Consider the following 14,599-nt stretch of genomic DNA (forward strand, 5'->3'; position numbering starts at 1 on the left):
TCCCGTTCCGCGGGCGGCAACCGCAGCATGCGCACGAACATGGTCGGCACCATCTGGGTATGGGTGATGCGATGTCGCTCGATGAGCTCCAGACATTGCCGGGGGTCGAAGCGTTCCGTTATCACGACGGTGGCGCCCAGGCGATCACGCCGCCCTGGAGATGGGTCGCGTCGGCGAAGCCGGCGCGTTTGAGTGCAGCCAGCGCTTCGGCCGAACGCACACCGGTCTTGCAGTGCAGCACGATCTTCCGGTTTTGCGGCAGTTCCGACAGCGCCTCACCGGAAAGGATGCGATCCTTCGGGATCAGCGTCGCGCCCTCGATATGCACGATGTCCCATTCCACGGGTTCGCGGACATCGATCAGTTCCACATCACCGGCGTCGAGCATGTCCTTGAGCTCGCGCGCGGTCACGGTGGACCCGGCCGCCGCGGCCTGCCCTTCCTCCGACACCACACCGCAGAACGCCTCGTAGTCGATCAGTTCGGTGATCGGCTGACGTGCGGGATCGCGGCGCAGTTTGATCGTCCGGTAGCTCATATCGAGGGCGTCGTACACCATGAGCCGGCCCAGCAGCGGGTCACCGATACCGGTGATGAGTTTGATCGCCTCGGTCACCATGATCGAACCGATGGATGCGCACAGCACCCCGAGCACACCACCTTCGGCGCAGGACGGCACCATCCCGGGCGGCGGCGCCTCCGGGTAGAGGTCGCGGTAGTTGATGCCGCGGCCGTCGGGGGCGTCCTCCCAGAACACCGATACCTGGCCCTCGAACCGGTAGATCGAGCCCCAGACATAGGGCTTACCGGCCAGGACGGCGGCGTCGTTGACGAGGTAGCGGGTGGCGAAGTTGTCGGTGCCGTCGAGGATCAGGTCGTACTCGGAGAACAGTTCCACCGCGTTCTCCGGTTCCAGCCGGATCTTGTGCAGCCGCACATCGATGTTGGAGTTGATCTCCAGGATCGAATCCCGGGCACTGTCGGCCTTGGGCCGGCCGATATCGGATTCCCCGTGGATGACCTGCCGCTGCAGGTTCGAGGCATCCACCTCGTCGAACTCGACGATGCCCATCGTCCCCACCCCGGCGGCGGCCAGATACAACAGGGCCGGCGAGCCCAGGCCGCCCGCACCGATCACGAGCACCTTCGCGTTCTTCAGCCGTTTCTGCCCGTCCATCCCGAGATCGGGAATGATCAGGTGGCGGCTGTACCGGGCGACCTCGTCCCTGGTCAGCTCCGCGGCAGGCTCCACAAGTGGGGGCAGGGACTTCGGTGATGACACGTCTTCGAACTCCTCGTATCGAATAGCCGGGTTGCGGTGTGCGCGGGCGCGGCTGTACGGACGGTGACCCGTGGCCGGCGCGGCGACCGGTCGCACCGGCGCCGGTTCCGGATACAACGCGGGCGCGCCGAGCATTCTTCCCGCGTCCCGTCGGAGCCCCGCGCCCAGGGCTCGGCGAACGCGACAGGCTTCGAACCGGGCCGCGCTGCCACGGCCGCCGCGGAATCGAATACCGCCCGCAACCGCGGCCGCGCCGCCACGGGTACCGGGGGCGGGGCCGCACTCGCCGCAAATTCTGCCGGCCTGCCCCGGATCAGCCGCGTGGATAAGGCCACGGGTTGAAACGGCAGGTCTTGCCGTCCATCGGTACCACCCCGGACGGGTCGAGCGCGGCGATCTCGTTGTTCGCCGTACCGAAGGTCTGCTGCATCATCACCGGCGCCAGCGCGCCTTCGCGCTCACACGGTTGATGCGCGTGGTAGCCGATGGCATGACCCACCTCATGGTTGACCAGGTACTGCCGGTAGGAACCGATATCCCCGTCGAACGCCGGTGCCCCGCGGACCCAGCGCGCCTCCGAGAGCACCACTCGCCCCTGGTCCGAGTTGTAGCAGGAGGAGTCGATCGGGATCTCGAACCCGCACGTCTCCCGGGTGGTGTTGCGGGCGGTGAGCGAAATACGGAAATCCGGGTCACCGCGATCGATGCGCTGGAAGGCGAATTTCCGGTCGTGCACCCAGCTCTTCGGGTTGCCGAGGGTGGATTCGACCAGCTGGGCCACCGAATCGTCGCCACCGAAGGCCCGCGTATCGATCCCGTTCTCGATTTCGACCGTGTAGCGGAAGGTGTACTGCTCCCCCACCCCGACCCGTTCCGATGTGCCCGGGAGGACTCGCCAGGTGCCCTTACCGTTCTCGGTGAACCGTCCGCCGGCCGGTAGCGCACCGACGGGCAGGTCCTCCGGGAAGCGCCCGTCGCCCGGCGGCGCCCCGATGATTCCCGCACTCGCCGGTGGTGTGCCGAGCACCCCCGGTGCCGGGTCGGCCGAGTCCGCCGGCGTCCCCGGCCCGGACCGGACAGCATCGACCGCCACGAAAGCAGTGAGGGCGAGCAGCGCAGGGAGCGCGTAGGCACGCCAGCCGTAGCGTGCGGCGAAACGGCGCAACCACGCCCGTTTCCCGCCGGCCTGCCCGGAATCGGCAGGCGGCGGGGTCGCGGTGGGATCCCAGCGCGCGACCAGCGGCTGCCGGGATTCGTCCACCCGCTCGACCGCGGTCCCGGCCCCGGTCGTCGTCGCGTCGTCGGCGGCAGCGAGGTCTGGATCGTGGGGGCGGTGCGCGCTGCGCCCGCCGCCGGAAGAGCTGCCCGGTCGGTCGGTCACAGCGTCCACACTCTCACAGGGGGCCCGGACCGGTGGCAACGGCGGTGGCCGAGGCGCCCACCCACCGTCCGGTCCGGACCGTTTGTCGAGTGTTCCCAGTACAGGGAGATATATCGCCGCCGGTACCGGTTCACCCACCCGGGTCGGCAACAGCACTATAAGCGAGTATGGTGCTCGAAAGACCCGGTACACACCCCTTTGCCGGGGAATCGACTGGGAGATCCGAATATGACCGACCTCGTGGACCGGATGACGTCGCGCTCCTCGTCCGGCACCGCACCGAAACGTGGCACCCGGCTTCCACGTGACGAACGACGCCAGCAGCTCCTGGCCGCAGCCAGCGAGGTCTTCGTACTTCGCGGCTACCACGCCGCCGGAATGGACGAGATCTCCCAGTGCGCGGGAGTCAGCAAACCGGTGCTCTACCAGCACTTCACCAGCAAACTGGAGCTGTATCTGGCGGTCCTGCAGAACTACGTCGACATGCTGGTATCGAGTGTGCGCCAGGCGCTGCGCTCGACCACCGACAACAAGCAGCGGGTCCGGGCGGCCGTCGCCGCCTATTTCGATTTCGTCGACAACGAGATGCAGGGTTTCCGCCTCGTCTTCGAATCCGACCTCACCAACGAACCGCAGGTACAGCGGCGCGTGGAGCAGGCCACCGAAGCCTGCGTCGACGCGGTCTACGACCTGGTGGCCCACGATTCGGGCCTGGACCCCTACCGGGCGCGGATCCTCGCCGTGGGCCTGGTCGGCGCCAGCCAGTTCACCGCCCGGTACTGGCTCGAAGCCGATCGGCCGATCCCCAAGGACGAGGCCGTCGACACCACGGTCGCGCTGGCGTGGGGCGGTCTCAAGCACGTTCCGCTGCATCCGCTCGTCTGACGTTCGAAGCCCCCGCCCGATCCGGGCGGGGGGTTCGACGTTATACGGCCGAAACCTCAGACCGCGGCGAAACCCACCCGGCCACCGGTGGCGGCGCCGATCTCCACGTAGGCGACCTTGCCGGCCTGGATCAGGTACTTCCGGCCCTTCTCGTCGGCCAGCGTGAGGACCCCGCCCGAGGCGCCCAGCGCTTCGGATACCAGTGCCTCGACCTCGTCCGGGGTCTGGGCGCTGGAGATGACGAGTTCGCGCGGGCTATCCGAAATACCGATCTTGACCTCCACGGCCAACCTCCGAACCTGTAGTCCTGTGCTGTCCCGGCAAGGTTAGTTGAGCGTCTCGGCAGGGTGGTAGACGCCCGGCTGCGCCCTCAGCGAACAATGACCTACAGGCCCAGAACCGCCATACGTTCCGAATGAGCCGTCTGCATGCGGTCGAAGAGAGTGGCGATGCCGTTGAGATCGCCGGTGGCCGCGAGAACCAGTTCGGTCAACTCGTCGCGCTGGGCCATCACGTACTGGGCCTGCGTGATCGCCTCACCGAGCAGGCGACGACCCCACAGGGTGAGCCGGTCGCGTTCCGAACGGCTGGCCGCCACCGCCCGGCGGACCTCGTCGATCACGAATTCCGAATGCCCGGTCTCGGCCAGCACATCGCGCACCACGGCCGCCACGTCGGGGCTCAGCACACCGGCGATTTCCCGGTAGAAGTCCGCGGCGATACCGTCGCCGACATGGAACTTCACCATCGATTCCAGCCAGGTGGACGGGTCGGTGGAGCGGTGGTAGTCGTCCAGCGCCCGGGTGAACGGCGCCATGGCGGTGTACACCTCGGCACCGCGTTCGGTGAGCGCGGCCTCGAGGCGTTCGAAATGCGCGAGTTCGGCCGCCGCCATCCGGGCGACCGCGACCTTGCCCGGCAGACTCGGCGACAGCGCGGCTTCCTCGCTGAGCCGGTAGAAGGCGGATATCTCACCGTAGGCCAGCACCGCGAACAAATCGGTGACACCGGGATGTTCGGCGGGAATAGGCGACGCGACCGGCTCGCTCGGCGTAACACCCAGCGCGGCGGGTGACTGTGCTCCCATGGAACTCCAGCGTAGTACCTGCCGGCGCCGGGCGATCGCGCTCACGCCGGTGTTGTGAGGAACTTGTCGAGGTAGGTCCACGTGGTATCACGGGCGGTGGCGCCGGCCAGGATCCCCAGATGCCCGCCGGGTGCCGTCTCGTAACGCACGGATTCGGCGCCGGTGAGGGTGCGCAACCCGCGTTCCACCGCGCGCGCCGGGGTGATCACATCCGATGGTCCGCCCACCAGTAGCACCGGCGCGGTGACATCGGCCAGCCGGATCGGCCCGGTACCGAAATCCACGACCCCGCGGCCGATTTCGTTACGCAGCACGAGCCGGTTCCACAACTGCTGGTACATCCGGCCCGGATAGCCCGGCATATCGGCCATGAACCGGTCGACCGCCTCCATCCGGGCCAGCGATTCTGTGCGCGTGAGATTCCCGGCCACGAACCAGGGCCGCTTCACCTCCCGATCCCACGCGGTGATGCGGTACGCGAGCCGGGTCAGCGGCGCCGGAACGCCGCCCATCGCACCCAGCACCGCGCCCACCGCGGCACCGGTGCCGGTACGCCGGGCCAGCGCGGCCAGCTGCGGGGTGCCGGGCATCGCGTTGTAGTCCAGCGGCGACCCGATCGTGGTGATGGACCGGATCGGTAACCCGGTGTCGGCGGCGGCCGCCAGCAGAGCCATCGTGCCGCCGAGTGACCAGCCGACGAGATCCACCCGCGGATCCCCGCCGGAACCGTCCCGGTCGGCGACCGTACGCCGGATCGCTTCCGGAAGGATGTCGTGCACCCAGTCCTCGAACCCCATCCGGCGATCGGCGTAGGTGATCTCGCCGTAGTCGATCACATAGGGCGCCCGCCCGGTCGCGAGCAGGAATTCGGCCACACTCTGCCCCGGCCGCAGATCGAAACAACTGGCCGGCGCGGCCCCCCGCGGCCCCCGCCCAACCCCCCGCCGCGCCCGGCCCCCCCCCCCCCCCCGCCAGATCGCTGTCGGCTCCGTTTCGCATGGCGGCCTGCGACATCAGCATCGGAAGCAGGGAACTCATCAGTGAGCTCCCCATACCGCCGGCTGCCGCCATCGGATCGGTGATACCACCGAGCGATCCGGACGGATTGTTCATTCCGGGGGGACTGCTTGCCTGCAGTGCGTCGTTTGCGCGGTCCTGCATCTGCTTCGCCGCGTCGGCCAGGTCGGCACTGGCTGTGCCGGGAACTTCCGGAGTCCCTACGCCCAGCCTGTCGAGCCCGGCGGGATCGGTGAGGCCGATATCCTTACCGTCCGGCGTCAGCCCGGGGTCGTTCAGACTTCTCTCGAGAGCACCGACCCGGTCGTCCAGCGCCCGGGACGCATCCTCGTCTCCGGCGCCCGGATCCTCGATTCCCGACGCCACCCGCTCCATCGCGTTCGCGGCGTTCTCCAGGATGCCGATCAGCTCGTCGAACCCCTGGGAAACTACGCTCATGAAATTGATTTCGAGTTCGGCCGAAGCGGTGAGCTGCTGCACCTGTGTATTCGCACCGGCGATCAGATATCCCACCTCCTCCTTGACCGTTGCCGATATCTCTTCGATCTTCGCCGCTCGGTCCTTGTTGCTCACCTCCGACTCGTAGAGCTCGTCCAGCGCAGAATCCACTTTCGCGGTCGCCTGTGCGTAGCTGTCACCACCGCTACCACTACCGACAGTGATGCCCTGCGGCATCCGCGGGGCAGGATCGAGCCGCAGTTCGATCTTCTTCTCGAGGTCGCCACTCATCTGGTAGACGTCGACCACGGTGGCGGCGAAAGACCCCCGCGCCCCGCCGAAGGCGGTGATCAGTTCGGGGCTGAGCTCCTTGGGCCGCAGCAGAAAACCACCCGGGCCTGTGGTCACCACAACACCAGGATTGGTTTGGGACTCCGTAAACGGCGGCTTTCCGGCGAGACCGGCCGCTGCCGCCGCGGAGCGCCCGTCCCATACGAGGGGAACGGATCCACCTCCTCCTGGCCCGCCTCCCCCATCGGTCCAATCGATCGCAATGGCTGTCCCGATACCCGAGCCCAGTGCGACCAGAGAGGAGCGACCGTAGCTTGCCGCATAGCCCTTTTCGCCCCACCACTCGGCCTTGCGTTTCGCGGCGAGCTCGGCGGCCATTGCCGCGTCGGCCGCATCTTCCAGCCCAGGGGAGGCAGCATCGGCCTTCCGATACTCCTCCAATGCTTCGTCGGTCTCTTTGGCGGCGTCATCCCGGGCTTTCTTAGCATCGGTGACGGCGTCGTCGGCGGCGGTGGCCTCACGTCGTGCGGCGTCCACACGGTCGCTCATCCGCGCATACGCGTCCGGGTTGGCTGCCGGATCGATCCGGGCCAGGTCGGCCTCCGCACGCTGCAGTTGCTGGTGCGCGGCCGTCTGCTTCCCCTCGGCACGCGTCAACGCATCCTGCGCTTCGTCCAGCTTGTCACCGGCGGCTTTCACCGCATCATCGGCCCTGTCCAGGGCGTCGGCATCGTTGACCGCTCTGCTGTGCACATTCTGGGCCTCGGAGTATGCCTCATCGGCCTTTCCGAACTTACCGAGACCTTTACTCAACCCCAAACCGGCCACGGAGCCCAAGGCACCGAATCCAGCACCCGCGATAAAACCTTCAGTTGTCGAGTCGATGCTGGCGCCGCTGGAAATTGCGGCGCCCGCGGCGCCCCCGATACCACTACCTACGATATCCGCCGTGAACTCTTTACCCAGACCCTTACCAACGCCCAACCTGCTTATCCCGTAGGAGACACCGAGATCCACCACCATCCCGGCAACATCCCGAAACTCGACCACAATGCCTCCTAAGCGGGTACCGCGACATCGGTGCCCTGCTCCGCGGCAGGGGGACCGGCGGCGGTGCCCCGCGCGGTCGGCCCGATACTCGGTGGGTGGAAGAATCCGCCGAACGCGCCGAACGCGCCTTCCGCGTCACGCATTTCCGCGAGTGAGGTCACCGGTTGCAGCGCCCCGTCGACCACCGCTTCCACCGTTGCCTCGGCTGAGGATTCGGCCGGGAAGACCACGAGCAGCGCGTTCCGGTTCTCCCAGAGCCCGACATCGCCGGTTGTCAGCTGGGCGGGATCGACACGCGCACCGATTCGCTTGGGATCCGACCACTCGGCCGCGGTACCGGCATAGGCGGCCTGGGCATCGGTACCTGCCGCATTGCCGAATGCCCGGTCCAGTCCACGAGCCACCACAACGGATACCTCCTGGGTACGTCCATCGGGGAATGTGTACACCACCCGACCGGACTCGGCTTCCACGGTCGCCCTTCCCGGTGGTGGGGAGTTATCGGAGGGCGGCGAGACCGCCCTGGCCGGACCGGCGGGTGCCGCTGGTGCTCCAGCGTTCTGCCCGGTGGCCGGTTGTCCCGGACTCGGCGCCGCAACGACCCCGGGCCGGAGTGGGGCAACAGAGGTGCCGTCCTCCGATTCCCGGCCCTCGGCGCGCAGCCCGTCTTCCGAATCATTCCGGCGGTTGCCCAGCGCACCTCGCATCAACTGCGGCAACATCATTGCCTGAAGTGCCGGCCCCATGCCACCTGGGCTCGCCGTCACCGGCATTCCGCCCGGCGGTGCGCCGATGGCAGGGCCCGCAGGTTCGTTCCCACTCGCGCCAGGTGCCCTGGACGCCGGGCCGGAATCGGTCCCTGTCCCCGCGCCGGAATCGCCGCCACTGCCCGAACCGGCACCGGCGCTCAGATCCAACGGCTCAGGCGCCGGCACCCGACCGGGATCGGTGACTGCCGGCTGTTCGGCCTCCGTCCCGGCCCCAGTAGCCCGATCGAACCCGAGGTCGCGCCCGGAGTCAGCAGAGCGATTCCCTTTCTCCGAGGCGGAATCCTCGTCGTCGGACCCCTCCGGCCGCACTTCCGCCGCCAGGTCCTCGAACTGGCCGGCGTAATACGACATGAGTGTCTCGACGTTCGCATAACCGGACTCGAGCAGGACGAATGTGTACGCGTCCTCGCTCTGCATTCCCTCGCCCAGCCGTTGTGGGTCGACGAAGTAGACAGGCAGGCCGCTGGCATCGCTGAGCTTCTCATTGTGCTCGGCAAGCAACGCGGTGAGATTCTTCCCGTCGCGCGGGTCGGTGCCGGCGTACTTGTTCTGGACAGTGATCGATGCCGCCAGATCGTATCGACCACCTCGGCAGAGCGACGAAGATCGCTTCACAGCCTCCGCCACGATTGCGGATCGCGCTCTTATCGTGGCGTATCGGTCCCGCAACAGTTCGACCCGGTTCGCGTAGTCCGGTATCCCGGCGCGCTCTTCTCCGAAAATTTCGGAGACGTCCATTTCCTCCGGTAGTTCCTGCGCCTTTGTAGGCTTCTCACCGAAAGTGGTCCAGCTCTCGAAAGCGAGGCTGGGAAGCGTCCGGAAATTCCGTTGCATAGGCCCGGTGAATTCGAGTCCCTCGGGCAGTTTGTGCGGATCGGGCATGTAGATATGGGGCATGTCCTCGGGAATGTCGGAGAGCTCGTCCGCACTGATATCGATCAGGGGTATGGCAGGGTATCCGAGATGCTCGTAGACCGTATCCCGCACGCCGGAGTCCGCTGTCCATCCTGTGGTCGCGGCACCCAGCAGGCCTGCATATGTCTTCCACGCCGAGACGTGCCCACCGTTCAGCGCCCTCGGTAGCACTCCCCGCCACCCGAGGTTCCGCGCCAGAACACTGCCACCTGTCCCCAGAATACCCTTCACACCGAAACTCGCGGCCCCACCGAACAATCCGCCCACCGCTCCGAACGCGGCACCACGCAGCGGGTCTTCGTTCTGCGCCGCGGAGGTGATTCCACCCGCCACAGAGCCGAGAACGATAGCCAATGGCGGACCCCCGAGCGTGAATCCCACCACGCTCACCGTGCCGACTACGAGTTCGTCCCAGTTGTTTTCGAAGAAGTCGCCGAGTCCCACGTACTCACCGGCCCCGATGAGTACGGCGCACGGCCACGAGGTCCCGTCCACGGTTGCCTGTTCCGAACCGGCCGAGAGAGAGTTCTCGGCACCGGCAACCGACCATGCGCGCGCCTCCCTTCGTGATGCCCTCATTGTCCCGGATTCCCAGCACAGGGAAGCCCTGACCTGCTGGAACAGGGCATTATCGAGCGTGCAGCCGCGGGCTCGCGCACGAGCACCCTTCCCCAGGCAAGGGCTGAATGATGACGCAGGAGGAAACATCTGATGAACCTGCGCACTTCGGGCTGCGGAGCCGACGTGAACAGCTTCCCACTCCGATCCCCAGCACCCGCAAACCCCGACTGTCGGTCGGATACGCCGATGGTCCCGGATTCCGAAATCTGGCGGTGAACGCTCGATGACCACGCCGACCCGACAGGCAATCGCGCCGCACACCGGCACCACCGCCCGCTCCGCTGCGGAGCACCGGACCTGGAACCCGCTGCGCTGGTATCCCGACACTCTCGTTCTCCGGGCCAAGGACTGGGCACGGGCACGACCTTGGCGGCGACGCATGCTGTGGACGCTGTTGATCTTCTTCGTTCTGGTCGTTTTTCCGGGCGTTGTCGGCGCCGTGGCCACTGCCCAGGTGAGCAGCGGTGTATCCCAGGTCGACGGTCTCAGCTGGATGAATGTCAGGGATTCCGAGGGTGTTCCACTCGCGAACTACACATTCGCCACCGACAGAGGCGATCTGTTCAACCCCGGGAACACGATTCTGTGGACCCTCCTCGGTGTGGAATTCGTCGGCTACATGTCCATCGTCACCACGGCGATCTGGATTATCGGGTTCACCCTGAGTTTCGCTTGGCTCGACATGTTCGCCGACGCCCTCATCGGAGTGGCCGACGCTTTTGTCGCCCAGGTCGCGACACCCATGGTGCTGATCACCGCGGTCACCATCGGCGCGTTCTTCGTGGCTTGGTTCATCGTCCGCGGCTTCCCGGGCAAAGCCACCATGCAGGTGATCACGATGTTCGGTGTGGCGGTCCTCGGTCCGATCTTCCTCGCCGAGCCATTGCACGATGTGCTTTCGTCGGATGGCTTGCTCACCCTGGGGCGCGATGTCGGAATCTCTGTGGCCGCGGGCCTCACCGGCGACGGTAACCCGAATCCGACAACGCTGGTCACCGGGATGCAGAACGACCTGGCCGATAATTTCGCCCGGAAACCGGTGCAAGTGTGGAATTTCGGGCACGTGGTCGACAACTACTATTCCTGCCGGTCTGCCTGGACTTCCGGCGCGCTTTCCGGAGATGACGCCAATGTCCGGCAGGCAATGGAGGACTGCAACAACAAGGCCGCGTCCACCAAGGCCGACAACCCGACCATGGGACAGGTCGGTACCGGCTTGATCCTGCTGGTCTGCGCAACCCTGCTGCTCTTGTTCGCGATCTATCTGGCGTTGAAGGTCACGAAAGCGGCATTGGACACCATTTATCACGGCTTCATGGCGATACTCGGTTTCGCGGCGGGCGGGTTCGTCTACGGCCCGACACAGACCTACCTGGTCCGCAACGTCGTCGACGGATTCGTCTCTGCGGCACGAATGACAGCCTTTACGTGTTTTCTGGGCATCTACATACTCTTCATGAGCAATCTGTTCGACCAGGCACCCGGCCAGGTCATCTCGGTGATCGTCATCGCGTGCGTGGTGGAAATCGTGGCCATTGCCCAGATCCGGCGTCTCAATAAAAGCCTGGACCGTGGAAACAACTGGGTGGCGAATCGCTTCGCGCTGGCCATCCAGGGCAACCAGGGTGGCGGTGGAGGCGGCGGGGGCGGCGGCACGGCCCTGGGCATGGGTGTCGGCGCCGGCGGATCCGGTGGGGGCGGTTCGCTGAGCGGGCTCGGCATGCTCGCCGCCCTGAGTACGATCAACAACTCGCCGGTGACCGGCTGGCTCATGATGGCCACGCCCAACCCGTTGAGTCCCTTGGCGCGTGGCAAGCGACGTTCGGAAATGACGAATATCCGCACCGCGGCGTCACGCCAGCAGATGTACGACTGGTCGCAACAGGGCCGCACCAACTGGCTGATGCGAGCACAGCAGAGAGCCGCCCCGTTCGGTGGCATGAACACCGCACTAGGCCTCGCGCACGCTCTCGACGGGTTGGGCGATATGAAAGTGCCGGGCAACTGGTTGAATGCCGTACTGCTCGCCGGTGATGCCCCTGATGCCATGGCGAACCAGAGTTTACGTGCACTTGCCGCCATGAACTCGAGTATGTCCAGCAATCCTTATGGCTGGAAACCACTGCAGAAAGCGATCGCCGCAGCCCGCGCCGTCGAAAACCATATGCGCCCGACCGATCCATTGGAGGCCCGCCAGGCCTTCGCGGCCCAGGCGGCGATGGCGGCAGCCAACTTCCGGCGCCACACCATTCGGCCGCGCCCCGGAGCTGTGATCGATCAGGGATTCATCAACCGGGTCAAGCGACATTGGGACTCCGATGTCGCGCTGGCCCAGGCCATCACTCCCGCCGAATGGAATATGGTCGGCCGTGATACTCGCTGGGAGCTCGGCAATCAGGCGGCGCGAGGATTCGAGGCAGCAGCAAACGCTTTCGCGGCGAATCCGAACAATCTCGCCGCCCAGCACGAGCTTCACCGGTGGCATCTGCGGGTGGCCAACCTGGACCATCTCGATCCGAGCCAAGGCCTGGACCCCTTCGACCCCTGAGCGCGGCGGATCGGCCCCTACAGGGTTGATTCACGCCCAGCGTCGCGCCGCGAAGCTGGGGGGCAACGAGGTGACCCGGACATCCTTGCCGCGGCTCGGTGCTTCCACGCACTTGCCGTCGCCGATGTACATCATCACGTGCCCCATCTCCCCGTTCTTGTAGCTGCTCGCGGGGAAGATCAGATCGCCGGGCTGGATATCCTTGTTCGCCACCTTCGGCAGCGAGTTGAACTGGTCGTCGGCGACGCGGGGAATGTTGACCCCGGCTTTCTTCGCCGCGTACTGCATGAGACCCGAGCAGTCGAAGCTGTTCGGCCCCTCGGCGCCCCATACGTAGGGATCTCCGACCTGGTTCAGGGCAGTCTTCACGGCATGCTGCGCGCGGGCGGATCCGCCCTCGGCCCCGCCCTTGCCCTTGCCCTTGCCGGACGCGAATTTCACCCCGCCGGGAAGCTCCTTGCCCAACAGGTTGTACAAGTACTGATTGGTCAGCTGGTTGATGGCCGAGGCGGCGTCACCGGCATTCGCGGACCCCCCGGATACGATCTTGTGCGCCGCCTGCAGGGCAATGGTCAGGATCTGGCGTACCTTCTGCTGGCCTTCTTTCGTGTACGCCATCGGCCCGAGCTCGGCCAGGGCCGCGTTGACCTGTTTCACCAGCGACCGCACCGCATTCTTGTCGACCTTGTTCGAACCGGCCAGCCCGGAAATATATTTCACCAGTTGCTTGTCCAGATTGTTGAACGCCGACGCGGCATTGTCCTGGAACAGCATCCGGGCCTTCAGCATGGCCGGCCCGGCACCACTGGAGGACTCCGAACCGCCGTCCACTTCCTCCTTCAGTTTCTTCATCTCGGGATCTTTCGGGTCGCCCTCGCCGTACATATCCTCGAGAAGTTTCAGCACCTTCATCGCACGCTCGGCTTCCGGGGACATTCCCGTCGCGCCGCCTTCGGCTACAGGCGCCGCGCCACCAGCGCCACCCGTCAGACCCGAGAGCGCCGAACCGATCATGGGTAGCAGGGTCGCGCCCGCCATCATCGCCATGGGCGCCATGCGCGCCAGCATCTCGGGATCGACCAGCGGCTCGGGTTCGGCTTCCGCGCGCCTGTCCGCCACCGGGGCAGCGGCGGGCGCGGGGCCCGCCGCGGGTTGCGCCGGTGGCGGGTGGGCACCGGCCGACGGCGCGGGTACGCCAGGCAACGGAAGGACCGGCAGACCGGGTAGCGCGAGGCCGGGGGGCGGCGCGGCCGGCGCCGGCGCGGACTGGGCTACCGGGGTCGCGGTGGCGCCGGACGACGGGGCGGGGCCGGGTTGTGGCGCTGCCGGCGCGCCGGGCACATTCGGATTGCCCCCGCCGGCGCCCCACCGCCTGCGCTCACCGGTCCACGGGGATCCGGTTCCGGGAGCGCCATCGTTCTCCGGATCGTCGTCGTACTCGGCCTCTACTGCGAACGGCCCGATTTCCGCGCTGGTCACGACACCTCCCGCAATACCCGCTTGATCTGCACGTGCCCGGCGCCGGGGATACCCGTCCGGACGAACTCCCCGCCCTCGACCGTCACCAACTCATCGGAACCCAGCGCTATGCCCGCCCGGGTCGCGGCGTTGTCCCGGTAATCCCAGAACACCAGATCGCCGGCCGATATCGCGGCGGGATCTACCGTATGCCCACAGAACCCCTGCTCCCGCACGGTTTCCGGCAAGATCACCGGTTCGCCGTTCGTGATGTCACCACAGTTCTCCGCCGCGGCCGCATAGGGCGCACGGCCGGGTACGCATCGTTGCGACGAGATGGCCAGCGAGGCGCTGTAGATCACATCTCGGACATACTCGGCCGCAACCGCCGCACCGCCCGCCTCGGGGTACCTCAGGGCGAGATCGGCGGCGCATGCCGCGGCGGGAGCGTTGCTGCCCTCTCGGAGGGCCGGACCTTGGCGGGGAGCCACCCGCATGGCAGACGTGCATTCCCGGTCTCGCGGTGCGACAGCCGGGTCGTCGGCCGCGAAGGTCAAGGATGCGTACGGGTTACCGGTGGGAGTGGCGGAGGGCGATCTGGGTGCGGTGGGAACCGATACGGTGGGGGTGCCGGCGGGGGTCGCGGTGGTAGGCGTTGTACCGGTAGCAGGTCCGAGCGCGATATCGCATTGGCGCCCGAAATCCTGTTTCGCCATCGATGTCAACTCCGCGAACGGCGCCCCGACCATGAGCGCGGGCCCGCCGCAGCAACACAACGACATGGCAGCCAGCACCACGATCAGCTTCTTCTTCGAGTTCTCATTCGACTTCTCGTCCGACGCCACCACAACCGATT

The 14,599-nt window shown here is 66.6% G+C and carries 13 protein-coding genes; 4 read left to right on the plus strand and 9 right to left on the minus strand.

Going from position 1 to position 14,599, the window contains the following annotated elements; all coding sequences use genetic code 11:
* The 3 genes from QH195_RS26950 to QH195_RS26960 form a co-directional block, all read right to left on the minus strand.
* Positions 1–125 (minus strand): hypothetical protein (locus QH195_RS26950; RefSeq protein ID WP_432278858.1); only part of this gene is annotated, 125 nt, incomplete at its 3' end.
* Positions 122–1,282, minus strand: coding sequence for an adenylyltransferase/sulfurtransferase MoeZ (gene moeZ, locus QH195_RS26955; protein WP_280437468.1), 1,161 nt, complete (start codon positions 1,280–1,282; stop codon positions 122–124). The genes QH195_RS26950 and moeZ, both read right to left, overlap by 4 nt.
* Positions 1,283–1,595: 313 nt before the next feature.
* A complete protein-coding gene (locus tag QH195_RS26960; protein WP_280437469.1) occupies positions 1,596–2,663 on the minus strand; it encodes a DUF3152 domain-containing protein in 1,068 nt (355 codons plus the stop codon).
* 228 nt (positions 2,664–2,891) lie between these two features.
* Here QH195_RS26960 and QH195_RS26965 point away from each other — a divergent pair, with 228 nt between their 5' ends.
* Entirely contained in the window at positions 2,892–3,548 is a 657-nt protein-coding gene (locus QH195_RS26965) for a TetR/AcrR family transcriptional regulator (RefSeq protein ID WP_062972929.1), read from the plus strand.
* 56 nt (positions 3,549–3,604) lie between these two features.
* Here the strand turns inward: QH195_RS26965 and QH195_RS26970 are convergent, their stop codons facing one another.
* From QH195_RS26970 to QH195_RS26980, 3 genes are all read right to left on the minus strand, one after another.
* A complete protein-coding gene (locus QH195_RS26970; protein ID WP_280437470.1) occupies positions 3,605–3,832 on the minus strand; it encodes a DUF3107 domain-containing protein in 228 nt (75 codons plus the stop codon).
* 101 nt (positions 3,833–3,933) lie between these two features.
* Positions 3,934–4,635, minus strand: a complete 702-nt coding sequence (locus tag QH195_RS26975) for a ferritin-like fold-containing protein (RefSeq protein ID WP_280423167.1) — start codon at positions 4,633–4,635, stop codon at positions 3,934–3,936.
* A gap of 41 nt (positions 4,636–4,676) precedes the next feature.
* Positions 4,677–5,510, minus strand: a complete 834-nt coding sequence (locus QH195_RS26980; RefSeq protein ID WP_280437471.1) for an alpha/beta fold hydrolase — start codon at positions 5,508–5,510, stop codon at positions 4,677–4,679.
* A 578-nt stretch (positions 5,511–6,088) separates the two neighbouring features.
* Between QH195_RS26980 and QH195_RS26985 the strand changes: the two genes are divergently transcribed.
* Together QH195_RS26985 and QH195_RS26990 are read left to right on the plus strand one after the other, a co-directional pair.
* Positions 6,089–6,238, plus strand: a complete 150-nt coding sequence (locus QH195_RS26985) for a hypothetical protein (protein WP_280437472.1) — start codon at positions 6,089–6,091, stop codon at positions 6,236–6,238.
* A 278-nt stretch (positions 6,239–6,516) separates the two neighbouring features.
* Positions 6,517–7,443 (plus strand): hypothetical protein, encoded by a 927-nt coding sequence (locus QH195_RS26990; protein WP_280437473.1) that lies wholly within the window; start codon positions 6,517–6,519, stop codon positions 7,441–7,443.
* Here the strand turns inward: QH195_RS26990 and QH195_RS26995 are convergent.
* Positions 7,440–9,695: a hypothetical protein gene (locus tag QH195_RS26995; protein WP_280437474.1), complete on the minus strand. Its 2,256-nt coding sequence runs from the start codon at positions 9,693–9,695 to the stop codon at positions 7,440–7,442. The two genes, QH195_RS26990 and QH195_RS26995, sit on opposite strands and share 4 nt — an antisense overlap.
* A gap of 265 nt (positions 9,696–9,960) precedes the next feature.
* On the opposite strand from QH195_RS26995, the gene QH195_RS27000 reads away from it, so the two are divergent.
* Positions 9,961–12,285 (plus strand): hypothetical protein, encoded by a 2,325-nt coding sequence (locus QH195_RS27000; RefSeq protein ID WP_280437475.1) that lies wholly within the window; start codon positions 9,961–9,963, stop codon positions 12,283–12,285.
* 30 nt (positions 12,286–12,315) lie between these two features.
* On the opposite strand, the gene QH195_RS27005 is transcribed toward QH195_RS27000, so the two are convergent.
* A complete protein-coding gene (locus tag QH195_RS27005) occupies positions 12,316–13,764 on the minus strand; it encodes a C40 family peptidase (protein ID WP_280437476.1) in 1,449 nt (482 codons plus the stop codon).
* Positions 13,761–14,591, minus strand: coding sequence for a hypothetical protein (locus QH195_RS27010; RefSeq protein WP_280437477.1), 831 nt, complete (start codon positions 14,589–14,591; stop codon positions 13,761–13,763). The genes QH195_RS27005 and QH195_RS27010 overlap by 4 nt, the downstream gene beginning before the upstream one ends.
* Positions 14,592–14,599 lie beyond the last annotated feature (8 nt).

It is taken from the genome of Nocardia carnea (assembly GCF_029868855.1).
GTDB lineage: Bacteria > Actinomycetota > Actinomycetes > Mycobacteriales > Mycobacteriaceae > Nocardia > Nocardia carnea_A.